Source organism: Paenibacillus chungangensis (genome assembly GCF_042675905.1).
GTDB lineage: Bacteria > Bacillota > Bacilli > Paenibacillales > Paenibacillaceae > Pristimantibacillus > Pristimantibacillus chungangensis.
In genome coordinates, this window is record NZ_JBHTJZ010000005.1 from 288,547 (window position 1) to 305,258 (window position 16,712).

At 51.3% G+C, this 16,712-nt stretch carries 16 protein-coding genes; 10 read left to right on the plus strand and 6 right to left on the minus strand.

The window, feature by feature from the left end; translation table 11 throughout:
* Window positions 1-858, minus strand: coding sequence for a helix-turn-helix transcriptional regulator (locus ACFQ2I_RS03690; RefSeq protein WP_377562267.1), 858 nt, complete (start codon window positions 856-858; stop codon window positions 1-3).
* A 131-nt stretch (window positions 859-989) separates the two neighbouring features.
* Between ACFQ2I_RS03690 and ACFQ2I_RS03695 the strand changes: the two genes are divergently transcribed.
* Complete coding sequence (locus ACFQ2I_RS03695) at window positions 990-2,009, plus strand: Gfo/Idh/MocA family protein (RefSeq protein ID WP_377562268.1); 1,020 nt, start codon at window positions 990-992, stop codon at window positions 2,007-2,009.
* Window positions 2,010-2,030: 21 nt separating this feature from the next.
* Window positions 2,031-2,966: an aldo/keto reductase gene (locus tag ACFQ2I_RS03700; protein ID WP_377562269.1), complete on the plus strand. Its 936-nt coding sequence runs from the start codon at window positions 2,031-2,033 to the stop codon at window positions 2,964-2,966.
* Between the two features lie 608 nt (window positions 2,967-3,574).
* Here the strand turns inward: ACFQ2I_RS03700 and ACFQ2I_RS03705 are convergent.
* From ACFQ2I_RS03705 to ACFQ2I_RS03715, 3 genes are all read right to left on the minus strand, one after another.
* On the minus strand, window positions 3,575-4,510 hold the full coding sequence (locus ACFQ2I_RS03705; RefSeq protein WP_377562270.1) for a ribose-phosphate diphosphokinase: 936 nt from the start codon (window positions 4,508-4,510) through the stop codon (window positions 3,575-3,577).
* Between the two features lie 240 nt (window positions 4,511-4,750).
* Complete coding sequence (gene fabV, locus ACFQ2I_RS03710; protein WP_377562271.1) at window positions 4,751-5,941, minus strand: enoyl-ACP reductase FabV; 1,191 nt, start codon at window positions 5,939-5,941, stop codon at window positions 4,751-4,753.
* A 198-nt stretch (window positions 5,942-6,139) separates the two neighbouring features.
* Window positions 6,140-6,349 carry a small, acid-soluble spore protein, alpha/beta type gene (locus ACFQ2I_RS03715; RefSeq protein ID WP_377562272.1) on the minus strand — a complete coding sequence of 70 codons (210 nt, stop codon included), beginning with the start codon at window positions 6,347-6,349 and terminating at the stop codon, window positions 6,140-6,142.
* A gap of 128 nt (window positions 6,350-6,477) precedes the next feature.
* Here ACFQ2I_RS03715 and ACFQ2I_RS03720 point away from each other — a divergent pair, with 128 nt between their 5' ends.
* Both ACFQ2I_RS03720 and ACFQ2I_RS03725 read left to right on the plus strand, forming a co-directional pair.
* Window positions 6,478-7,065 carry an ATP-dependent DNA ligase gene (locus ACFQ2I_RS03720; protein WP_377562273.1) on the plus strand — a complete coding sequence of 196 codons (588 nt, stop codon included), beginning with the start codon at window positions 6,478-6,480 and terminating at the stop codon, window positions 7,063-7,065.
* An 81-nt stretch (window positions 7,066-7,146) separates the two neighbouring features.
* Entirely contained in the window at window positions 7,147-7,929 is a 783-nt protein-coding gene (locus ACFQ2I_RS03725; protein ID WP_377562274.1) for an alpha/beta hydrolase, read from the plus strand.
* Window positions 7,930-8,037: 108 nt separating this feature from the next.
* On the opposite strand, the gene melA is transcribed toward ACFQ2I_RS03725, so the two are convergent.
* Window positions 8,038-9,336: an alpha-glucosidase/alpha-galactosidase gene (gene melA / locus ACFQ2I_RS03730; RefSeq protein WP_377562275.1), complete on the minus strand. Its 1,299-nt coding sequence runs from the start codon at window positions 9,334-9,336 to the stop codon at window positions 8,038-8,040.
* Between the two features lie 175 nt (window positions 9,337-9,511).
* Here melA and ACFQ2I_RS03735 point away from each other — a divergent pair, with 175 nt between their 5' ends.
* Window positions 9,512-10,411: an AraC family transcriptional regulator gene (locus ACFQ2I_RS03735; protein WP_377562277.1), complete on the plus strand. Its 900-nt coding sequence runs from the start codon at window positions 9,512-9,514 to the stop codon at window positions 10,409-10,411.
* Between the two features lie 47 nt (window positions 10,412-10,458).
* Here ACFQ2I_RS03735 and ACFQ2I_RS03740 read toward each other — a convergent pair whose 3' ends face one another.
* A complete protein-coding gene (locus tag ACFQ2I_RS03740; RefSeq protein ID WP_377562278.1) occupies window positions 10,459-11,472 on the minus strand; it encodes a LacI family DNA-binding transcriptional regulator in 1,014 nt (337 codons plus the stop codon).
* Window positions 11,473-11,607: 135 nt separating this feature from the next.
* On the opposite strand from ACFQ2I_RS03740, the gene ACFQ2I_RS03745 reads away from it, so the two are divergent.
* The 5 genes from ACFQ2I_RS03745 (at window position 11,608) to ACFQ2I_RS03765 (ending at window position 16,665) form a co-directional block, all read left to right on the plus strand.
* On the plus strand, window positions 11,608-13,398 hold the full coding sequence (locus tag ACFQ2I_RS03745; RefSeq protein WP_377562279.1) for an L-fucose isomerase: 1,791 nt from the start codon (window positions 11,608-11,610) through the stop codon (window positions 13,396-13,398).
* Between the two features lie 50 nt (window positions 13,399-13,448).
* Window positions 13,449-14,108: a class II aldolase/adducin family protein gene (locus tag ACFQ2I_RS03750; protein WP_377562280.1), complete on the plus strand. Its 660-nt coding sequence runs from the start codon at window positions 13,449-13,451 to the stop codon at window positions 14,106-14,108.
* A 29-nt stretch (window positions 14,109-14,137) separates the two neighbouring features.
* Entirely contained in the window at window positions 14,138-14,575 is a 438-nt protein-coding gene (locus tag ACFQ2I_RS03755) for an RbsD/FucU family protein (protein ID WP_377562281.1), read from the plus strand.
* A 316-nt stretch (window positions 14,576-14,891) separates the two neighbouring features.
* Window positions 14,892-15,635, plus strand: coding sequence for a GntR family transcriptional regulator (locus tag ACFQ2I_RS03760; protein ID WP_377562282.1), 744 nt, complete (start codon window positions 14,892-14,894; stop codon window positions 15,633-15,635).
* Window positions 15,636-15,903: 268 nt separating this feature from the next.
* A complete protein-coding gene (locus tag ACFQ2I_RS03765; RefSeq protein WP_377562283.1) occupies window positions 15,904-16,665 on the plus strand; it encodes a GntR family transcriptional regulator in 762 nt (253 codons plus the stop codon).
* Window positions 16,666-16,712 lie beyond the last annotated feature (47 nt).

Consider the following 16,712-nt stretch of genomic DNA (forward strand, 5'->3'; position numbering starts at 1 on the left):
CTAACGCCTTCGCGCGACTCCCCCGATGGCATATAGCTGACGGTAATCTGTAGGTGTCATGCCTTCGTGCTCCATGAATCGCTTGTTGAAGTAGCTGACGCTGGGATAACCGGCCTCCTTGGCAATATCGCCGATGGAGGCCGTCTTGCGATCCAGCAGCCATTGCTTGGCCATTTGCAGCCTGCAGCGGGTAATGAAGGCGACGGGTGTCATCTCCATCGTGCTGCGGAACAGCTTGCAGAAGTAATGAGGGCTGACGCCTGCCAGCTCCGCCCATTTTTGTAGCTCGAAAGGCTCCGTGGCTTGCTGCTGCATCTCCGGAAGCAGCTCCAGAATTCGGCTTCCGGCCGTTCCGCTGGACCCCTTTCTTAGCGGAACGGCTTGTTCCAGGAATAGCGCCAGCAGCTGATAGGCAAGCGCGGATAAGCGCACCGGTCTGAGCATGCGGCGCTCCTCGGCTTCCGCAAGCAGTTCTTCATGCGCTTGCTCCCATAGTTGGGGTTGTCTGAGCGTCCACAATTGGCTAAGATGCATGCCCTGCTGAACGAGGTAGTCTCTCATTCCATCGCCATAGAAGTGGAACCATCTAATATTCCACGGATCGTCCTTGCTGCTGTAGTAGTGCTGCTCCTGCCGAGGAAAGTACAGCACGGCATGTCCGGCGCTTAACGTATGAATTTCCCCTTGAACCTCCACATATCCTTTGCCTGATAAGACGTAGTGAATATTGAAGCTGTTAATGGCATCCTTGCTGCGATACACATGATGCTCTGGATAATCGTAATAATGACCGATGGATTCCGGCATACAGAAGTAAGGGCTTTGGGGCAGTGTCAATAAATGGATTTGTCGCTCCATTCTGTGTATCTCCCTTCTACTATAATGACAATATTGTGTTAATAATGATCAATATATTATTATATTAAATTTACCTTATTCGATTTATAATCACAATATAATCTTATTCATACGAAAGGGGCTAATGATTCATGAGTGAAAAATTGAAATGGGGCATATTGGGCTGCGCCTCTATAGCCAAGCGAGCGGTCATTCCGGGTATTCAGGCGTCCGAACGCAATGAAGTAGCCGCGATCGCCAGCAGAGATGCGGAGAAAGCTTCCCGTACCGCGGAAGAGCTGGATATCCCTGTCGCCTACAGCAGCTATGAAGAGCTGCTTGCCGACGATTCCATAGATGTCGTCTACATACCGCTGCCGAATCATCTGCATCGAGAATGGACGATCCGCGCCGCACAAGCGGGCAAACATATATTGTGCGAGAAGCCGCTTGCGCTTACGGCTGCAGAAGCGGAAGAGATGGTGGCGGCTTGCGCTGATGCCGGCGTACAGCTGTCTGAAGCGTTCATGTATCGCTGGCACCCCAGATACGATGTCATCAAGGAGATTATCGCTTCCGGAGAGATCGGAGAGCTTCGCGGCATCCGCAGTGCGTTCACGTTCAACAATTCGGAGGATATGAGCAATGTTAGATATAAGCGTGAGTGGGGAGGAGGGTCTGTCTATGATGTAGGCTGCTATCCTATCAGCGCAGCGAGGCTGATTACTGGCCAGGAGCCGGAAGCGGTGACGGTGCAGGCGCTGTTCTCGGAACGGCACGGCGATGTCGATATGATGGCATCCGGACTCGTTGAATTCTCCGATTCGGTATCGCTGACATTCGATTGCGGCATGTGGGCAGCCTTCCGCAATCCTCTGGAGGTGTTGGGGACGAAAGGCATCATTGAAGTGCCCTCTGCTTATGTAACGGGTTCTCCCGGCAGCGGCAGCTTCTTCGTCCAATCAGGCGGGGAGCGCAGAGAAGTCGTTGTAGCGGATATGAACGTATATGCAGCCCAGGCAGATGCGCTTGCCCAAGCGATCAGCGGTGAGGCTCCGCTTCGCTATACGCCGCAGGATGCGGTGCGCAACATGGCGGTCATCGACGCATGCCTCGCGTCTGCCAGAGAGAGAAGACGTGTCGAGCTTGGAACGAGTCCCAGTCGCTTGTAACAGAAGAGAGGAGGAGACAAAATGGAGTATATTTCAATAGCAGGCTGCAGTAAGCCGGTATCCAGACTGATGAAGGGAACCGATTATTTCTTCCACGACAGCTATGAGAAAGCAGCGGCCAATATGGATGCTTTCATGGCCATAGGCGGCAACTCTCTGGATACAGCCCATATCTATTGCGGAGGGCAAAGCGAAGAAGTGTTGGGACGTTATATGCAGGAACGCGGCAACAGAGATGCTCTGGTCATCTTGACTAAGGGGGCGCATCCCGATGCGAGCGGTCCCAGAGTAAGCCGGGAAGCGATCGCATCAGATCTGGCGTGCAGTCTGGAGCGATTGCAGACGGACTTTATCGATCTGTATGCGCTGCATCGCGACGATCCGACTGTGCCGGTGAGTGTTATTATCGATGCGTTGAACGAGCATGTAGCGTCAGGCGCTATTGGCGCCATCGGCGTATCGAACTGGACTTGGCAGCGCATTCAGGAAGCGAATCGCTACGCCGCCGACCGTGGATTGACGGGGTTCACCTTCAGCAGTCCCAATCTTAGCTTGGCCAAGCCGAACGAGCCGTTCTGGGCGGGTTGCGTGTCTGCGGACGAAGAGTCGTGCAGATGGCACGAGCAGGAGCAATTCCCGCTGTTGTCCTGGTCTTCGCAGGCGAGGGGGTTCTTCACAGGACGATTCACGCCGGAAGTGCGAGACAATGCGGATCTGGTCAGAGTATTCTATAGCGATGACAACTGGGAACGGTTGGACCGTGCAAGGCAGCTTGCGGAGCAGAAGGGAGTAACGGCGATTCAGATCGCTCTAGCGTACGTACTGAATCAGCCGTTCCCGACATGCGCCTTGATCGGCGCTCAGACGGCTGAGGAGCTTCGCTCCTGCCACGAAGGCTCCGCCATTACATTGTCTCGGGAAGAACTGGCATGGCTTGATATGTCTTCTGATTCATAAGAGGATTGACCAATGATATTTCGCACCGTGCGCAGGGAGCTGCGCACGGTGCGTCGCTACACGATGACGACCGGACGACCACAATTAACAATTTGCATCTATAGTAATTACGAGGTCTAAAGCGATTAATTTGTGTTTCGTAGTAACTAATGAGGTCTAAAGTAATCAAATGTGCATAAAGTGCTCCGAAATAGCCACCGTCGCGCCAAAGTTGTACGAAAAATCGTACAAAATGCCCCGAAACAGCCGCCAACGCGCCACAGTTGTACGAAAAATCGTACAAAGTGCCCCGAAATAGGGGCCAACGCACCACAGTTGTACGAAAAATCGTACAAAATGCCTCGAAATAGCCACCGTCGCGCCAAAGTTGTACGAAAAATCGTACAAAATGCCCCGAAATAGCCGCCGTCGCGCCACAGTTGTACGAAAAATCGTACAAAATGCCTCGAAATAGCCGCCGTCGCGCCAAAGTTGTACGAAAAATCGTACAAAATGCCCCGAAATAGCCGCCGTCGCGCCAAAGTTGTACGAAAAATCGTACAAAATGCCCCGAAATAGCCGCCGTCGCGCCACAGTTGTACGAAAAATCGTACAAAATGCCTCAGCTACTATGATTTGAACAACGTTGCGATCGAACCGCCTTCTGTAATGATTTTAATCGCTGTTCCGATGAGAGGAGACATCGGCAGCACAACAAACTTGTCCGTATACTCCCCTTCATGGTTAATCGTATCCGTAATAACGATCTCTTCAATATTGGGGTGATCCAACTTCTGAACGGCATTCCCGGAGAACAGTCCGTGCGTCGCGCAAATGTAGGCGTTATGGGCTCCGCGCTTCTTCAGCGCCTCCACGACGTTCACAATCGTGCTGCCGGTGTCGATCAGATCCTCAATGATGATCGGCGTCATGCCTTCCACTTCGCCGATAATATGGGTAATCTCGGACTGGTTATGCGCTGGACGATTTTTTATCATAATAGCGAACGGACAATCGATTAGTCCCGCCAGCTTCTCTGCGACGGTCGCGCGGCCTGCGTCCGGAGATACGACGACCGGATTTACAATGTTTTTCGAGCGCAAATAGTCGATAATCGTATCCAATGCCGTCAGATGATCCACCGTAATCTCGAAGAACCCTTGAATAGGATCGGCGTGCAGGTCGATCGTAATAATTCGATTCGCTCCTGCGGTGGTCAATACGTCCGCGACCATTTTAGCTGAGATTGGCTCCCGCGGCGCGGACTTTCTTTCTTGACGAGCATAGCCGTAATAGGGCATGACGATGTTGATCGTCTTCGCGGAAGCGCGCTTCGCCGCATCCATCATAATGAGCAGTTCCACGAGATGCTCGTTGACGGGATGGGACAGCGACTGGACGAGGAAGACGTCGCAATTACGCAGAGACTCGTCGTAAGAGACGTAGATTTCGCCGCTCTGCTGACGCGATATTGTGACTTCGCCCAGTGTTATGCCTAGCTGCTCTGTAATTTTTTTGGCCAATGGCAGGTTGGACGAACCTGAGAAGACTTTAATGTTAGTCATAATTTCCTCCAAATGTACGAATAATCGATAAGCATACTTTATCTTCATCATACCAAAAGGTAAAGGCAGGGACAAATCGTAAAGCACACTGAGACAAAGTGGCGTGAACAGCCTCGGAACAGGAAAACGGAGTGATAAGTCAAAAAAGCCGGGGAACGATACAATGATCGTCTCCCGGCCGCTCCGACCATCGGAATCCGAGTCGCACCAGCCCGTCTTAACAGGCGGGTGGACAGATCGTTAGCGCAAATGGGGAATGGCTACATCCGGATCCGTCTCCGCTTCATAATCGATGCCGTCCAACTCGAAGCCGAACAGGCCGAAAAATTCCTTGCGATAGCCTTCCAGATCGGAAAGCTCATATACGTTCTCCGTCGTCAGCTCTGCCCATAGCTTCGCTACTTCCTCTTGAATGTCAGGCTTCATCTCCCAATCGTCTAAACGGATTAAACCTCTCTCGTCCACAGGAGTGATTCCACCGTTATATAGTCGATCGCTGAACATCCGGTACATCTGTTCGATGCAGCCTTCATGCAGGCCACGTTCCTTCATGACCTTGTACAGTGCAGAGATGTAGAGCGGCACAACCGGGATTGCGGAGCTGGACTGCGTGACGAGCGCTTTGTTCACAGATACATATGCACGGCCGCCGGTGGCGCCAAGCTGCTCATGAAGGCGATGGGCGGTAGCCTCCAGATCGTTCTTGGCCGCTCCGATCGTGCCGTCGCGGTAGACTGCGTGCGTAATGGACGGGCCGATGTAAGAGTAGGCGACTGTCGTGGCGTCTTCCGCGAGCACATCCGCAGCCTGCAATGCATCAATCCACATCTGCCAGTCTTCGCCACCCATAACGGCAATCGTCTGGCGCAGCTCATCTTCCGTCGCCGGCTCGATTGTTGCTTCCGTCACATCACCGGTATGGAAGTTCACCGTCTTATTCGTATAGACATCACCAAGCGGCTTAATGACAGAGGAGAATATCTCGCCCGTCTTCGGATGCGTCCGGCGCGGCGAGGCGACGCTATAGACAATCAGATCCACTTTCCCCAACTCTTCTCGGATCAGCTCGATCGTCTTGGCTTTCACATCATCGGAGAATGCGTCGCCGACAATGCTGTAAGATTTCAAACCCGCCTCAGCCGCGGCGCTCTCAAACGCAGCCGAGTTGTACCAGCCTGCAGTAGCTGTGCGGGAGCCTTCCGCTTCCTTATCGAAGTAGACGCCGATTGTATTCGCTCCTGCGGAGAAGGCGGATACGATGCGTGAAGCGAGTCCATAGCCGGTGGATGCGCCTACGACCAGCACATTGCGGGGACCGGAGATGGACGGCTGTCCCTTCACGTAATCGATCTGGCGCTGCACCTGACTGGCACAGCCCTGCGGGTGAGCGGTTGTGCATATAAAGCCGCGAGTTTTCGGTTTAATCATCATATTGGTTATTCCCTTCTTTCCTATCATTCACATGGTCTATGTAGACAAGCTCCTTCTCATTTTACAGATAATTGCGAGCAAAAGAAAGAAGTATTGCAAGTTTTGGAGCCCAAACGAAAAATGAGCTGTTGCCAGCAGTCGGCAATAGCTCATCATGTATAGCATCTCATCTTATTAACTGCAATGAACGGCGATGTATTAGCGCCCTGAGAGCTGTTGTTCAGCCATCTGGACAAGACGGCGAGTGATGTAGCCGCCGATTGAGCCCATATCACGAGTCGTCATATTGCCGTAGTAGCCGTCTTGGGGAAGCTGAATGCCAAGTTCTTGCGCGACCTCATACTTCATCTGCTCCAGTGCGGCGCGCGCTTGAGGTACTACCAATTGATTAGTGTTGTTGTTAGCCACTTGTTATCATCCTCCTTCTTGTCCATATTATGTGATAAGGCGTGAAGGATTATTCGCTAATTGCCCCTTAATTTACCGACGAATTCATGCATGATTTCGTGATAGGATGGGAGGGGGAGGAGCGCGATATGTTTAATAATCCAATGCTGCCAGCGATTAGCGGGGAGCCGTTCGACGATGGTCGGTACTTATTCGAACCGATGATTGACGGTCAGCGTCTTGGGCTAATTGTCAGATCCGGGCGGACCCGGCTGCTGACGCGTCACGGCAATGAGGTGTCCAGACAATACCCCGAGCTGCTTCAAGTGCCGCTCAAGGAATCGATGGATGTGGTGCTTGACGGAGAAGCGGCTTACATTGATCCGCATACAGGCCAGACTAGCTTCGACATTCTTCAGCACCGCTTCAGACAGACGAAGCTGCCGGGCATCCGCGAAGCAAGAAGAGAATTTCCGCTCACTTATTTCGCATTCGATATCTTGTATTGCAACGGAGAGGATGTGCGCCGTTACCCGCTGCTGGAGCGGAAAGCGATGCTCAGAGCGGTAATGGAAGACAGTCCTTCCATCCTATTGCTGCAGGGCATGAAGCGAGAGGGTATTGCCATGTACCAGATGGCTCGCCGTTGTAGTCTGGAAGGCGTGATTGGCAAGAAGTTGGACAGCCCCTATAGATCGGGTCGAAGCTGCGAATGGATAAAGATAAAAGTCAATTGATTTAAGAAGGATATGCTGATTCTGTGTTGTATTTGTTATAAGTGAAGAAATATTGCAATGATTGTGGAGGATGAATAAATAATGGCACTTATAACATGCAACTATTACTCAGAAGTGCTGGGATTAAGTACTTCACTGACGGCGATATTGCCCCAGCAGACGTTAACGCAGATCGGCATGAGCAACAAGAGTAGCGGAACGAAGCACAAAACGCTTTATCTGCTGCACGGGCTTTCCGACGACCACACGATATGGCTGCGAAGAACGTCAGTGGAGCGGTATGTGGCGGAGCTGGGTATCGCGGTCATAATGCCGCAGGTACATAGAAGCTTCTACTCGGATATGGTGCACGGCGGCGCTTATTGGAGCTTCTTGACAGAGGAGTTGCCTGCTATAGCGCGCTCCTTCTTCCCGCTATCGGCTGCGAGAGAGGATAACTTCGTCGCAGGTCTGTCCATGGGTGGGTATGGCGCATTCAAGTGGGCATTATCAAATCCGGAATGCTTCGCCGCAGCGGGCAGTTTGTCCGGCGTTCTGGATATTGTCAAGTACAGTAAGGAGAATGTAGATGATGCCAAGAAACGAACGCTGGAGCTCGTCTTTGGAGACGAACCGCTTGCGGGCACCACGCATGATCTGCTGCACTTGCTCGATACAACGTCCGGCAACGGACAGTCTAAGCCTGCTCTGTACCAATGCTGCGGCACGGAGGATTACTTATATGATCATAATGCCAGCTTCCGTGTAGCCTGTGCAGACAAGCCGGACTACTGCCTTACTTACGAAGAAGGGCCCGGCGATCATAACTGGGCTTACTGGGATCAGCAAATCCAGAGCTTCCTGAAGTGGCTGAAGCTGTCCTGAAGCGGGCAGATCCAGCATTGAAGTTCAGGCTTTGAAGATTAGAAAATAGAAGAGGCCTCCAGTCCCGCCGATAAGATGGGGATTGGAGGCCTCTCTCATGCCTGTCTCTTATTTATAGCTAGGCAGCCAACTGCCGTGCGCTTCAATCAGATCGTCGCACATGGCGACAATGTCATCCATGGACAGCTCTGCCGAAGTGTGCGGGTCCAACATGGCGGCATGGTAGATATGGTCGCGCTTGCCGGTGATGGCTGCTTCGATTGTAAGCAGCTGAGTATTAATATTGGTGCGGTTCAATGCCGCCAGCTGCGGTGGAAGATCGCCTACGTAAGTAGGCGTAATGCCGCTTCTGTCGACCAGGCAAGGCACCTCTACGCAAGCTTCTTTAGGAAGGTTGGTGATAAGGCCCGTGTTCATGACATTGCCGCCGATTTTGAACGGTACGTCCGTCTCTATCGCCTCCAGCATGTAAGAGGCATATTCATGACTGCGGCAATGCTCCAGGTTCGCGTCGTTGACAAGCGACTCGCGCATGGAAGCCCAGCGGTTGATCTGATTGACGCAGCGGCGCGGGTATTCGTCGAGCGGAATGTTGAAGCGGTCAATCAGCTCCGGATAGTTCCGCTTGATGAAGTAAGGATGATATTCCGCATTGTGCTCCGACGATTCCGTAATGTAATAGCCGAACTTCAGCATCATCTCATAACGGACCATGTCATGATGCTTCTCCTTCTGCTTCTCCGCAGCGCGTCGCTTGATCTCCGGATATAGATCTACGCCGTTCTTCGTCGCTTCAAGCAGCCAGGCCATATGGTTGATGCCCGCGATTTTCCATTTGACGCCTTCCACATCCATGCCCAGATGATTGAACAGGTCAGGTACGCATACCTGCACGCTATGGCACAAGCCTACCGTATTGACGCCGCCATGCGTATTCATGACATTCGTCAATACCGCCATCGGATTGGTATAATTCAAGAACAACGCATCCGGACAGACTTCATTGATATCTCGTGCGAAGTCCAGCATCACAGGGATCGTCCGCAGATTGCGGAAGATGCCGCCGATGCCGACCGTATCCGCTATCGTTTGCCGCAGCCCGTACTTTTTCGGAATTTCGAAGTCCGTTATTGTGCAAGGATCGTAGCCGCCTACCTGAATGGCATTAATGACATATTTGGCGCCGCGTAGCGCTTCTTTGCGATCGGTATATGATTTGATGTTGCACGTGCTGCCGCTGTTTCGTTTAATGTTGAGAAGCATTTGCTCGGAATCCCGCAATCTGGTCTCGTCGATATCGAATAGTGCAATCTCGAAGTCTTGCAGAGCAGGGGTCATCATGACATCACCAAGAATGTTTTTGGCGAAAACGGTGCTTCCCGCTCCGATGAATGTAATTTTGGACATGTGAGGGTATCCTCCTTAACGAGTATGGAATGATCTGTAACTGCGCGCCAGTTGTTAATCACCATTAGTATACGATTGATCCTTCTATATTCATATGGAATGATGAAGTAGTTGTATGGATTTATGTTGCATGATAGAGTTGAGGGACAGAGCTTGGAAGCAGGGAGGGACGAAAGTGGATACACACTATTATTTTTCCATCTCGATGAACAAGTCCCCGTTGATGGAAGAAATGTCGGTGCTGTTCAGCGGAGAAGGTAGGCCTGTTGAGGGCCATTATATCGGGCCAGCCGTTCATGATTTCTATTTAATTCATCTCGTTCTGGATGGCGAGGGCACGTTCGAGACGCTGGGGGAAAGTTACCGGCTGGGGAAGGGAGACGTATTCGTAATCTTCCCAGATATCCTTGTCAAGTATGAAGCTGATAAGCAACGTCCATGGAGCTATGTGTGGGTGGCATTCTCAGGAGGGCTTGCGGATGCAGCGTTATCGGAGCTTGGGGTTACACCGGATCGCACTGTCATCAGAAGCGATAGACCAACGCGATTGCGCCGATTGTTCCGAATGCTCAGGAAGAGCCTGGATCACCATTCGCTGCCGTCGTTAGGCAATGCGGAATCGGCTGGCTGGCTTAGGCTTCTGCTCTATGAGCTGGGGAAGGAGATTCATCGGCGCCAGTCGGAGAATGGAGAGGGATGCTCCACGAATGGAGACGGTGAAGACGCCGACGTGCTACACCAGCCGTCTTACAGCAGAATCGATCAGGCCGTCAGGCTGATGAATCTGCAGTACGCTCATCCGCTTACGATCGAAGGAATAGCGGCAACGCTGGGTTATCACCGCTCTCATCTGACGAAGCTGTTCAAGCTGGCGACAGGTCTGTCTCCGGCCCAGTATTTGTTCAAGGTAAGAATGAAGAAGGCGGAGCGGCTGCTGGAGAGCGATCTGACGATTGCGCAAGTGGCGTCATCTGTCGGATTCGGTGATCCGCTCTTCTTCTCGAAGCAATTCCGCAGATGGAGCGGCAGGTCGCCGACGGCATTCCGGAAGGAGCGGCAGTCCTCCGCCGAATAATGCGCGCGACAATGACAGTTGCTTCTGCCTGCGAGGCGCATACGCACTCAGTTCAACGGACGGACGGAACGGCGAACAAGAAGCTCTGCCGGCAACACGATCTTCTTCCATGGCCGCTTCTCGTTGCGATGCCCGATTCGTTCGATTAGCATCTCCATACCCATATAACCGAATTGATAAGCTTGTTGAGCTGCGACAGTGAGGAATGGCTCCACTTCCGTGTGTGGCCCGAGATCGTCGAAGCAGACGATCGATATATCCTCCGGCACTCGCATATTCCTCTGCTTCAGCAGTCGCATCACTTCGACGGCAAGCACATTGTTGCCAGACAGAATGGCCGTAGGCATAGGGTCGAGACGCTCTAGCCAGCGATCCATGTCGGACAAGTCGTTCAGGGAACCGAAGCTTGTCTCGTACATATAATCGTCAGAGTAGGTCAGCTCGTTCAGCTTCATGCCTTCCTTGTAGCCTTGCAGCCTTAATCTGGCGCTAGAGATGGAGGAAGATCCGTTCACAATTGCAATTCGCCGGTGACCGGCGGCTGCAAGGTGATCGACAAGCTGCCGGGCGCCTTCCTTGCTGTCTCCCAGCACAATATCGCATTGAATGCCCGGCACTTCGCGGTCCAGCAAGACGAACGGCACATTATGCCGTTGGAGTGACTCCAGATGAGGCAAGGAGGGATCGCCTGCAGGAGCAAGCAACACACCGTCCACCCTCGTCGTCAGAATCGTTGTTACATAATCCGCTTCCTTTTCCAGGTTTTCATCGCTATTGCCGAACAGCAGCCGATAGCCGTGCTTCTTGGCCGCATCCTCCGCTCCCCGGGCTAGTGTCGTATAGAATGGATTCATAATATCCGTTATGAGCAGGAACAAGAGCTTGGTCTGCTGAAGCACGAGACTGCGCGCCGTCTGATTGGGCACATAATTCATCTCCTCCATAACCCGCTTCACTTTGGCCCTCGTCCGATCGCTTATTTTTCCAGTGTTATTGATAACTCTGGATACAGTCATTGCCGATACGTTGGCTTTCGCAGCAATATCATAGATCGTAACCATTTCTAGCGCTCCTTATCCTGTACGTTGCATCAATCATAATTTCTATCATACATAAAAGTAAGCGTTGACATCAACTATTTTTGCTGTTACTTTAAGGTTATCGGTAACACTAATCTACGATGTGGAGGGATACACATGACTGAGATGAATGAACGCTTTAAATCAGGATTTCCCAAAATAGGAATTCGCCCGACAATTGACGGCAGAAGAAAAGGCGTTAGGGAATCGTTAGAGGAGCAGACAATGAATATGGCTCTGGCGACGGCGAAGCTGCTCTCCGACAATCTTCGTTATCCGAACGGCGAGCCAGTGGAATGCGTCATTGCGGATACATGCATCGGCGGGGTGGCGGAAGCGGCTGCCTGCGCGGACAAGTTCGCCAAATCCGGTGTTGGCGTCTCCATTACGGTAACGCCTTGCTGGTGCTACGGCACAGAGACGATGGACATGGACCCGTCCGTACCGAAGGCGGTATGGGGCTTCAACGGAACGGAGCGTCCCGGCGCTGTCTACCTTGCCGCTGTGCTAGCTGGCTACGCGCAGAAGGGCTTGCCGGCATTCGGGATCTATGGCGAGCATGTGCAGGATGCGGGAGATACGTCGATACCGGACGACGTGCGTGAGAAGCTGCTTGGCTTCGCGAGGGCTGGCTTGGCCGTAGCCATCATGAAGGGCAGATCCTATCTCTCTATGGGCTCTGTATCCATGGGAATCGCCGGTTCCATCGTGAACGATACGTTCTTCCAGGAGTATCTAGGTATGAGAACGGAATATGTGGATATGACAGAATTCGTTCGGCGCATGAATGAGGGCATCTACGACGATGAGGAATTCGAGCGAGCTCTGGCTTGGGTGAAGGAGAACTGCGTGGAAGGGCCGGACAACAATCCTGCAGACATTCAAACTTCACGAGAGCAGAAGGACAAGGATTGGGAGACGGTCGTCAAAATGACACAGATCGCACGCGATCTGATGGTTGGCAATCCCCGTCTTGCCGAGCTGGGATACGGCGAAGAAGCGATGGGCCACGATGCGATCGTATCCGGATTCCAAGGACAGCGCCAATGGACGGATCACTTCCCGAACGGCGACTTCATGGAGGCGATATTGAACTCCTCCTTCGACTGGAACGGCATTCGCGCACCGTACATGGTAGCGACGGAGAACGACAGCTTGAACGGAGCCGTCATGCTGTTCGGCTATTTGTTGACGAATACGGCACAGATCTTCGCCGACGTGCGCACATACTGGAGCCCGGAATCCGTAGAGCGAGTGACCGGCCATCAGCTGAAGGGCGAAGCCTCCGGCGGATTGCTACATCTAATCAATTCCGGGCCAGCGACACTGGATGGAACAGGCGAGCAGATGAGAGACGGCAAGCCTGTGATGAAGCCGTTCTGGGAGATTAGCGAGGAAGAAGCGCAGAAGTGTCTGAATGCTACTTCTTGGCGTCCGGCGTCCGTAGAATACTTCCGTGGCGGGGGCTTCTCCTCCGACTACTTGACGCGTGGCGGCATGCCGATGACGATGTCTCGTATTAATCTCGTGAAGGGCGTAGGACCTGTATTACAAATTGCCGAGGGTTATTCGGTAGACCTGCCACAAGACGTGCATGACACGCTTGACAAGCGTACGGATTCTACATGGCCGACAACTTGGTTCGCACCGATATTAACGGGCAAGGGCGCATTCACTTCCGTCTATGATGTGATGGATAATTGGGGCGCGAATCACGGCTCTATCAGCTATGGTCATATCGGAAGTGACCTCATCACGCTTGCAGCGATGCTACGCATTCCGGTCAACATGCACAACGTGCCGTCCGAACGGGTATACCGTCCACGCGCTTGGGGACTGTTCGGCACGGCCGATCTGGAAGGTGCGGATTATCGCGCATGTTCCAACTTCGGCCCGCTTTATAAGTAGTAAGTAGCAGGCATCGTTCTTCATTATGGTTTTGGAGGTGGGTTATTGACATGAGCAGTGCGGCTATACGAGAAGATCTGTGCAAGTATGCACGCAAGACCGTGGAGAACAAGCTGGTAGTTGGCCCGGGAGGCAATATCAGCGCGCGGCACGAAGGGAAAATGTACTTGTCACCCAGCGGCTTCGCGCTGGATGAAGTGAGTCCCGAGCAATGGTCGGAAGTGGACATCGCGAGCGGAGATATTACAGACAATGGCTTGCGACCTTCATCGGAGGTATTGATGCACCTGTACGCCTATCGCGCCAACCCGGACATCGGCGCCATCGTGCATACGCATCCGCCTTATTGTATCGCCTTCACCTTGGTGGAGCAGGAATTGCCCATTATGTTCCCGGATCAGGCGGCGCTCGTGGGCAAGACGCTGTACGTTCCTTATGTGCTTCCGACGACAGAGGAGCTAGCGAACGCCTATGTAGAAGTAGTTAATCAGGCGAGCACCGTATTGCTTGGCAATCATGGACTGGTCACAACCGGCCGCAACCTGCGCGAAGCGTATTACCGGACGGAGGTTGTGGAAGAGAGCGCCAAAATCTATCTCATCGCAAAAGCGATAAGGGAGCCTAAGGTGCTGACGAAGGAAGAATTCGAGGATATCGCTTCTCTGGAGAGCGAGGCCTACCGTGTACAATTGCTGCAAAAAATGAAATAGTCCGTTTGCGATGAAAGGATGTGACCAACATGCTGATCGGCATTCCTTCGATTCTGTCACCAGAGCTGCTGAAGGTGCTCATGGAGATGGGACATAGCGATGAGATCGTATTGGCAGACGGTAATTTTCCGGCGGCTAGCCATGCGCAGAGGATAATCCGCTGCGACGGTCATGCCATACCCGAGCTGCTGGATGCGATATTGCAGCTGTTCCCGCTGGATCAATATGTGGAGCGGCCAGCGGGATTGATGGCAGTCATGCCCGGCGACAAGACGGAGACACCGATCTGGGAGACATATGCGGATATTATTCGGAAGCGATCCGGGCTAAGCGATCCTTTCCAGCAGATCGAACGGTTCGCCTTCTATGAGCGGGCGAAGAAGGCCTACGCAATCATCGCGACTGGCGAAGGCGCCTTATACGCCAATCTCATCTTGAAGAAAGGCGTCGTGAAGCCCGCGCCGTAAGCGGGCGGATGCTATACCGTCATTTGTAGGAAAAACTCTCTTGAGCTGATTTATTATCCATACAAAGGACTGTTCCGCAAGTGCCACCTTGCGGGACAGTCCTTTGTGCGCCTGGCAGCGCATTAGACTAAGGAGTCTCCAGGGATACCGCAAGCATAGATACGGAAGATGTGAAGAAGCACGTCGAGTAGAATGTGAATGGAAGTTGAATTGTGTTTTTGATGTTATATCATTATACTAATTTTAGATGAACTAAGTTGTATATGGACAATGTCCTTATGATGATCCATCTATTTTTATTTTATTGGAGGAATAAATGATGCTGGATGACATGTTACCAGTTTCACTGCAATACCAATTGCGGATGAAGCTGCTGGAGAAAATAGAGAAAAAGGTTTATTCTCCAGGCATGAAAATACCGAGTGAGCGGGAATTGTGCAGCGAATACGGTGTTAGCCGGATTACGGTACGTGAAGTATTGAAAGAACTTGTGCAGGAAGGTTATCTTGTACGTAAACAAGGAAAAGGCACCTATATAACCATGCGTGGTTTTAAGCATGAATTGACCAGTTCATACAGCTTATCTTTGGAAATGGAACGGGAAGGGGTTAATTCCAGATTTGAAATCATTGATTTTAAAAAACGTGAAGCACCCGATTTTTTAATGGAGAAATTGCAGCTTGATGCGGAAGAACCAATCTTCGAAATTACCCGGCTGCGTTACATTGGTGACGAACCGTTCTCATGGGAACGAGCGTATGTCCCAGCTGTGCTGATGAAAGATGCGACAAACGAACAGTTGGACAAGGAGGGATTGTATGGAACAATCTATCGATGCTCAGGTTTCCAAGCCGAGGAGGCCGAAGTGGATGTTGGAGCTGCCAATTGTCCGGCGGATATTGCCGGAATGCTGCTATTGAAAAAGAACAGCGCTGTCCTGCAGCTCTTGCGCTGGACGATGGCACAAGAGCGCTATATTGAGTTTTGTGAAATTTACATTATAAGTGACAAATATAAATATAAATACAAGCAGACACTCCGCCAAAAAAACTTCTTTTGATCAATCAAATCCCTTATTTTCCCACACAGGTGAGAATTACCCCAAGTCAAGTCGTAAGATATACGAAGAGGCTGTCGATGAATAATGGAAGGCAACAGACTACTTATTCAATCATTTGTCAAGTCAGTTCACAATTAATCGACAACTCACGAATTCTCTTAAATAAGAGAATTCGTATTGACACGCATTTTAATGTAATAGTATTATAATGTTATAACCAGTTGAACCTGGTTTATTGTCTAGCTAAAGAATGATGGAGGGACTAGAAATGCTGGACGATACGCTGCCTGTCACACTCCAGTATCAGTTGCGAATGAAGCTGATGGAGAAGATTGAAGGTAAGATATGGTCTCCGGGAACGCAAATACCAAGTGAGCGGGAACTGTGCAATGAGTATGGAGTAAGCCGGATGACAGTAAGAGAAGTGTTGAAAGAGCTTGTGCAGGATGGGTATCTCGTGCGCAAGCAAGGGAAAGGCACATTCGTAACGATGAGGGAATTCAAGCATGAATTGACGAGTTCTTACAGTTTGTCTGAAGAACTGGAGAGAGAAGGTGTGAATTCTGACTTTAAGATGATTAGTTTCGACACATGCGTAGCCCCAGAGTTTCTGCAGGAGAAACTAGGCCTGGGTGGCATGGATATTGTCTACATGATTACTCGCTTGCGTTACATTGGCGATGAACCGGTTTCCTGGGAACGAGTTTATGTTCCATATGGGTTAATGACTGGAGCAACTATTGAACAGCTCGATGCGGAAGGGCTTTATGCAACCATCTATCATTGTTCAGGCATCGTAGCTGAAGAGGCAGAGGTAGATGTAGGCGCAATCAACTGTTCCGCGGAAATCGCAACGATCCTGCAGATTAAGAAGTATAGCGCTGTTTTACATTCGTTACGCTGGACACTGTCAGGTAAGCGTTATATTGATTTTTGTGAGATGTATATTGTTAGCGACAAATATAAGTATAAGTACCAGCAGAAATTGCGTCAAAGGGCGACATCAAAAAGAGGCTTTTTCTCTACATAAAGATAACAGTCACCTCATTCTCTGATGATGTTATAGCATTATATTAA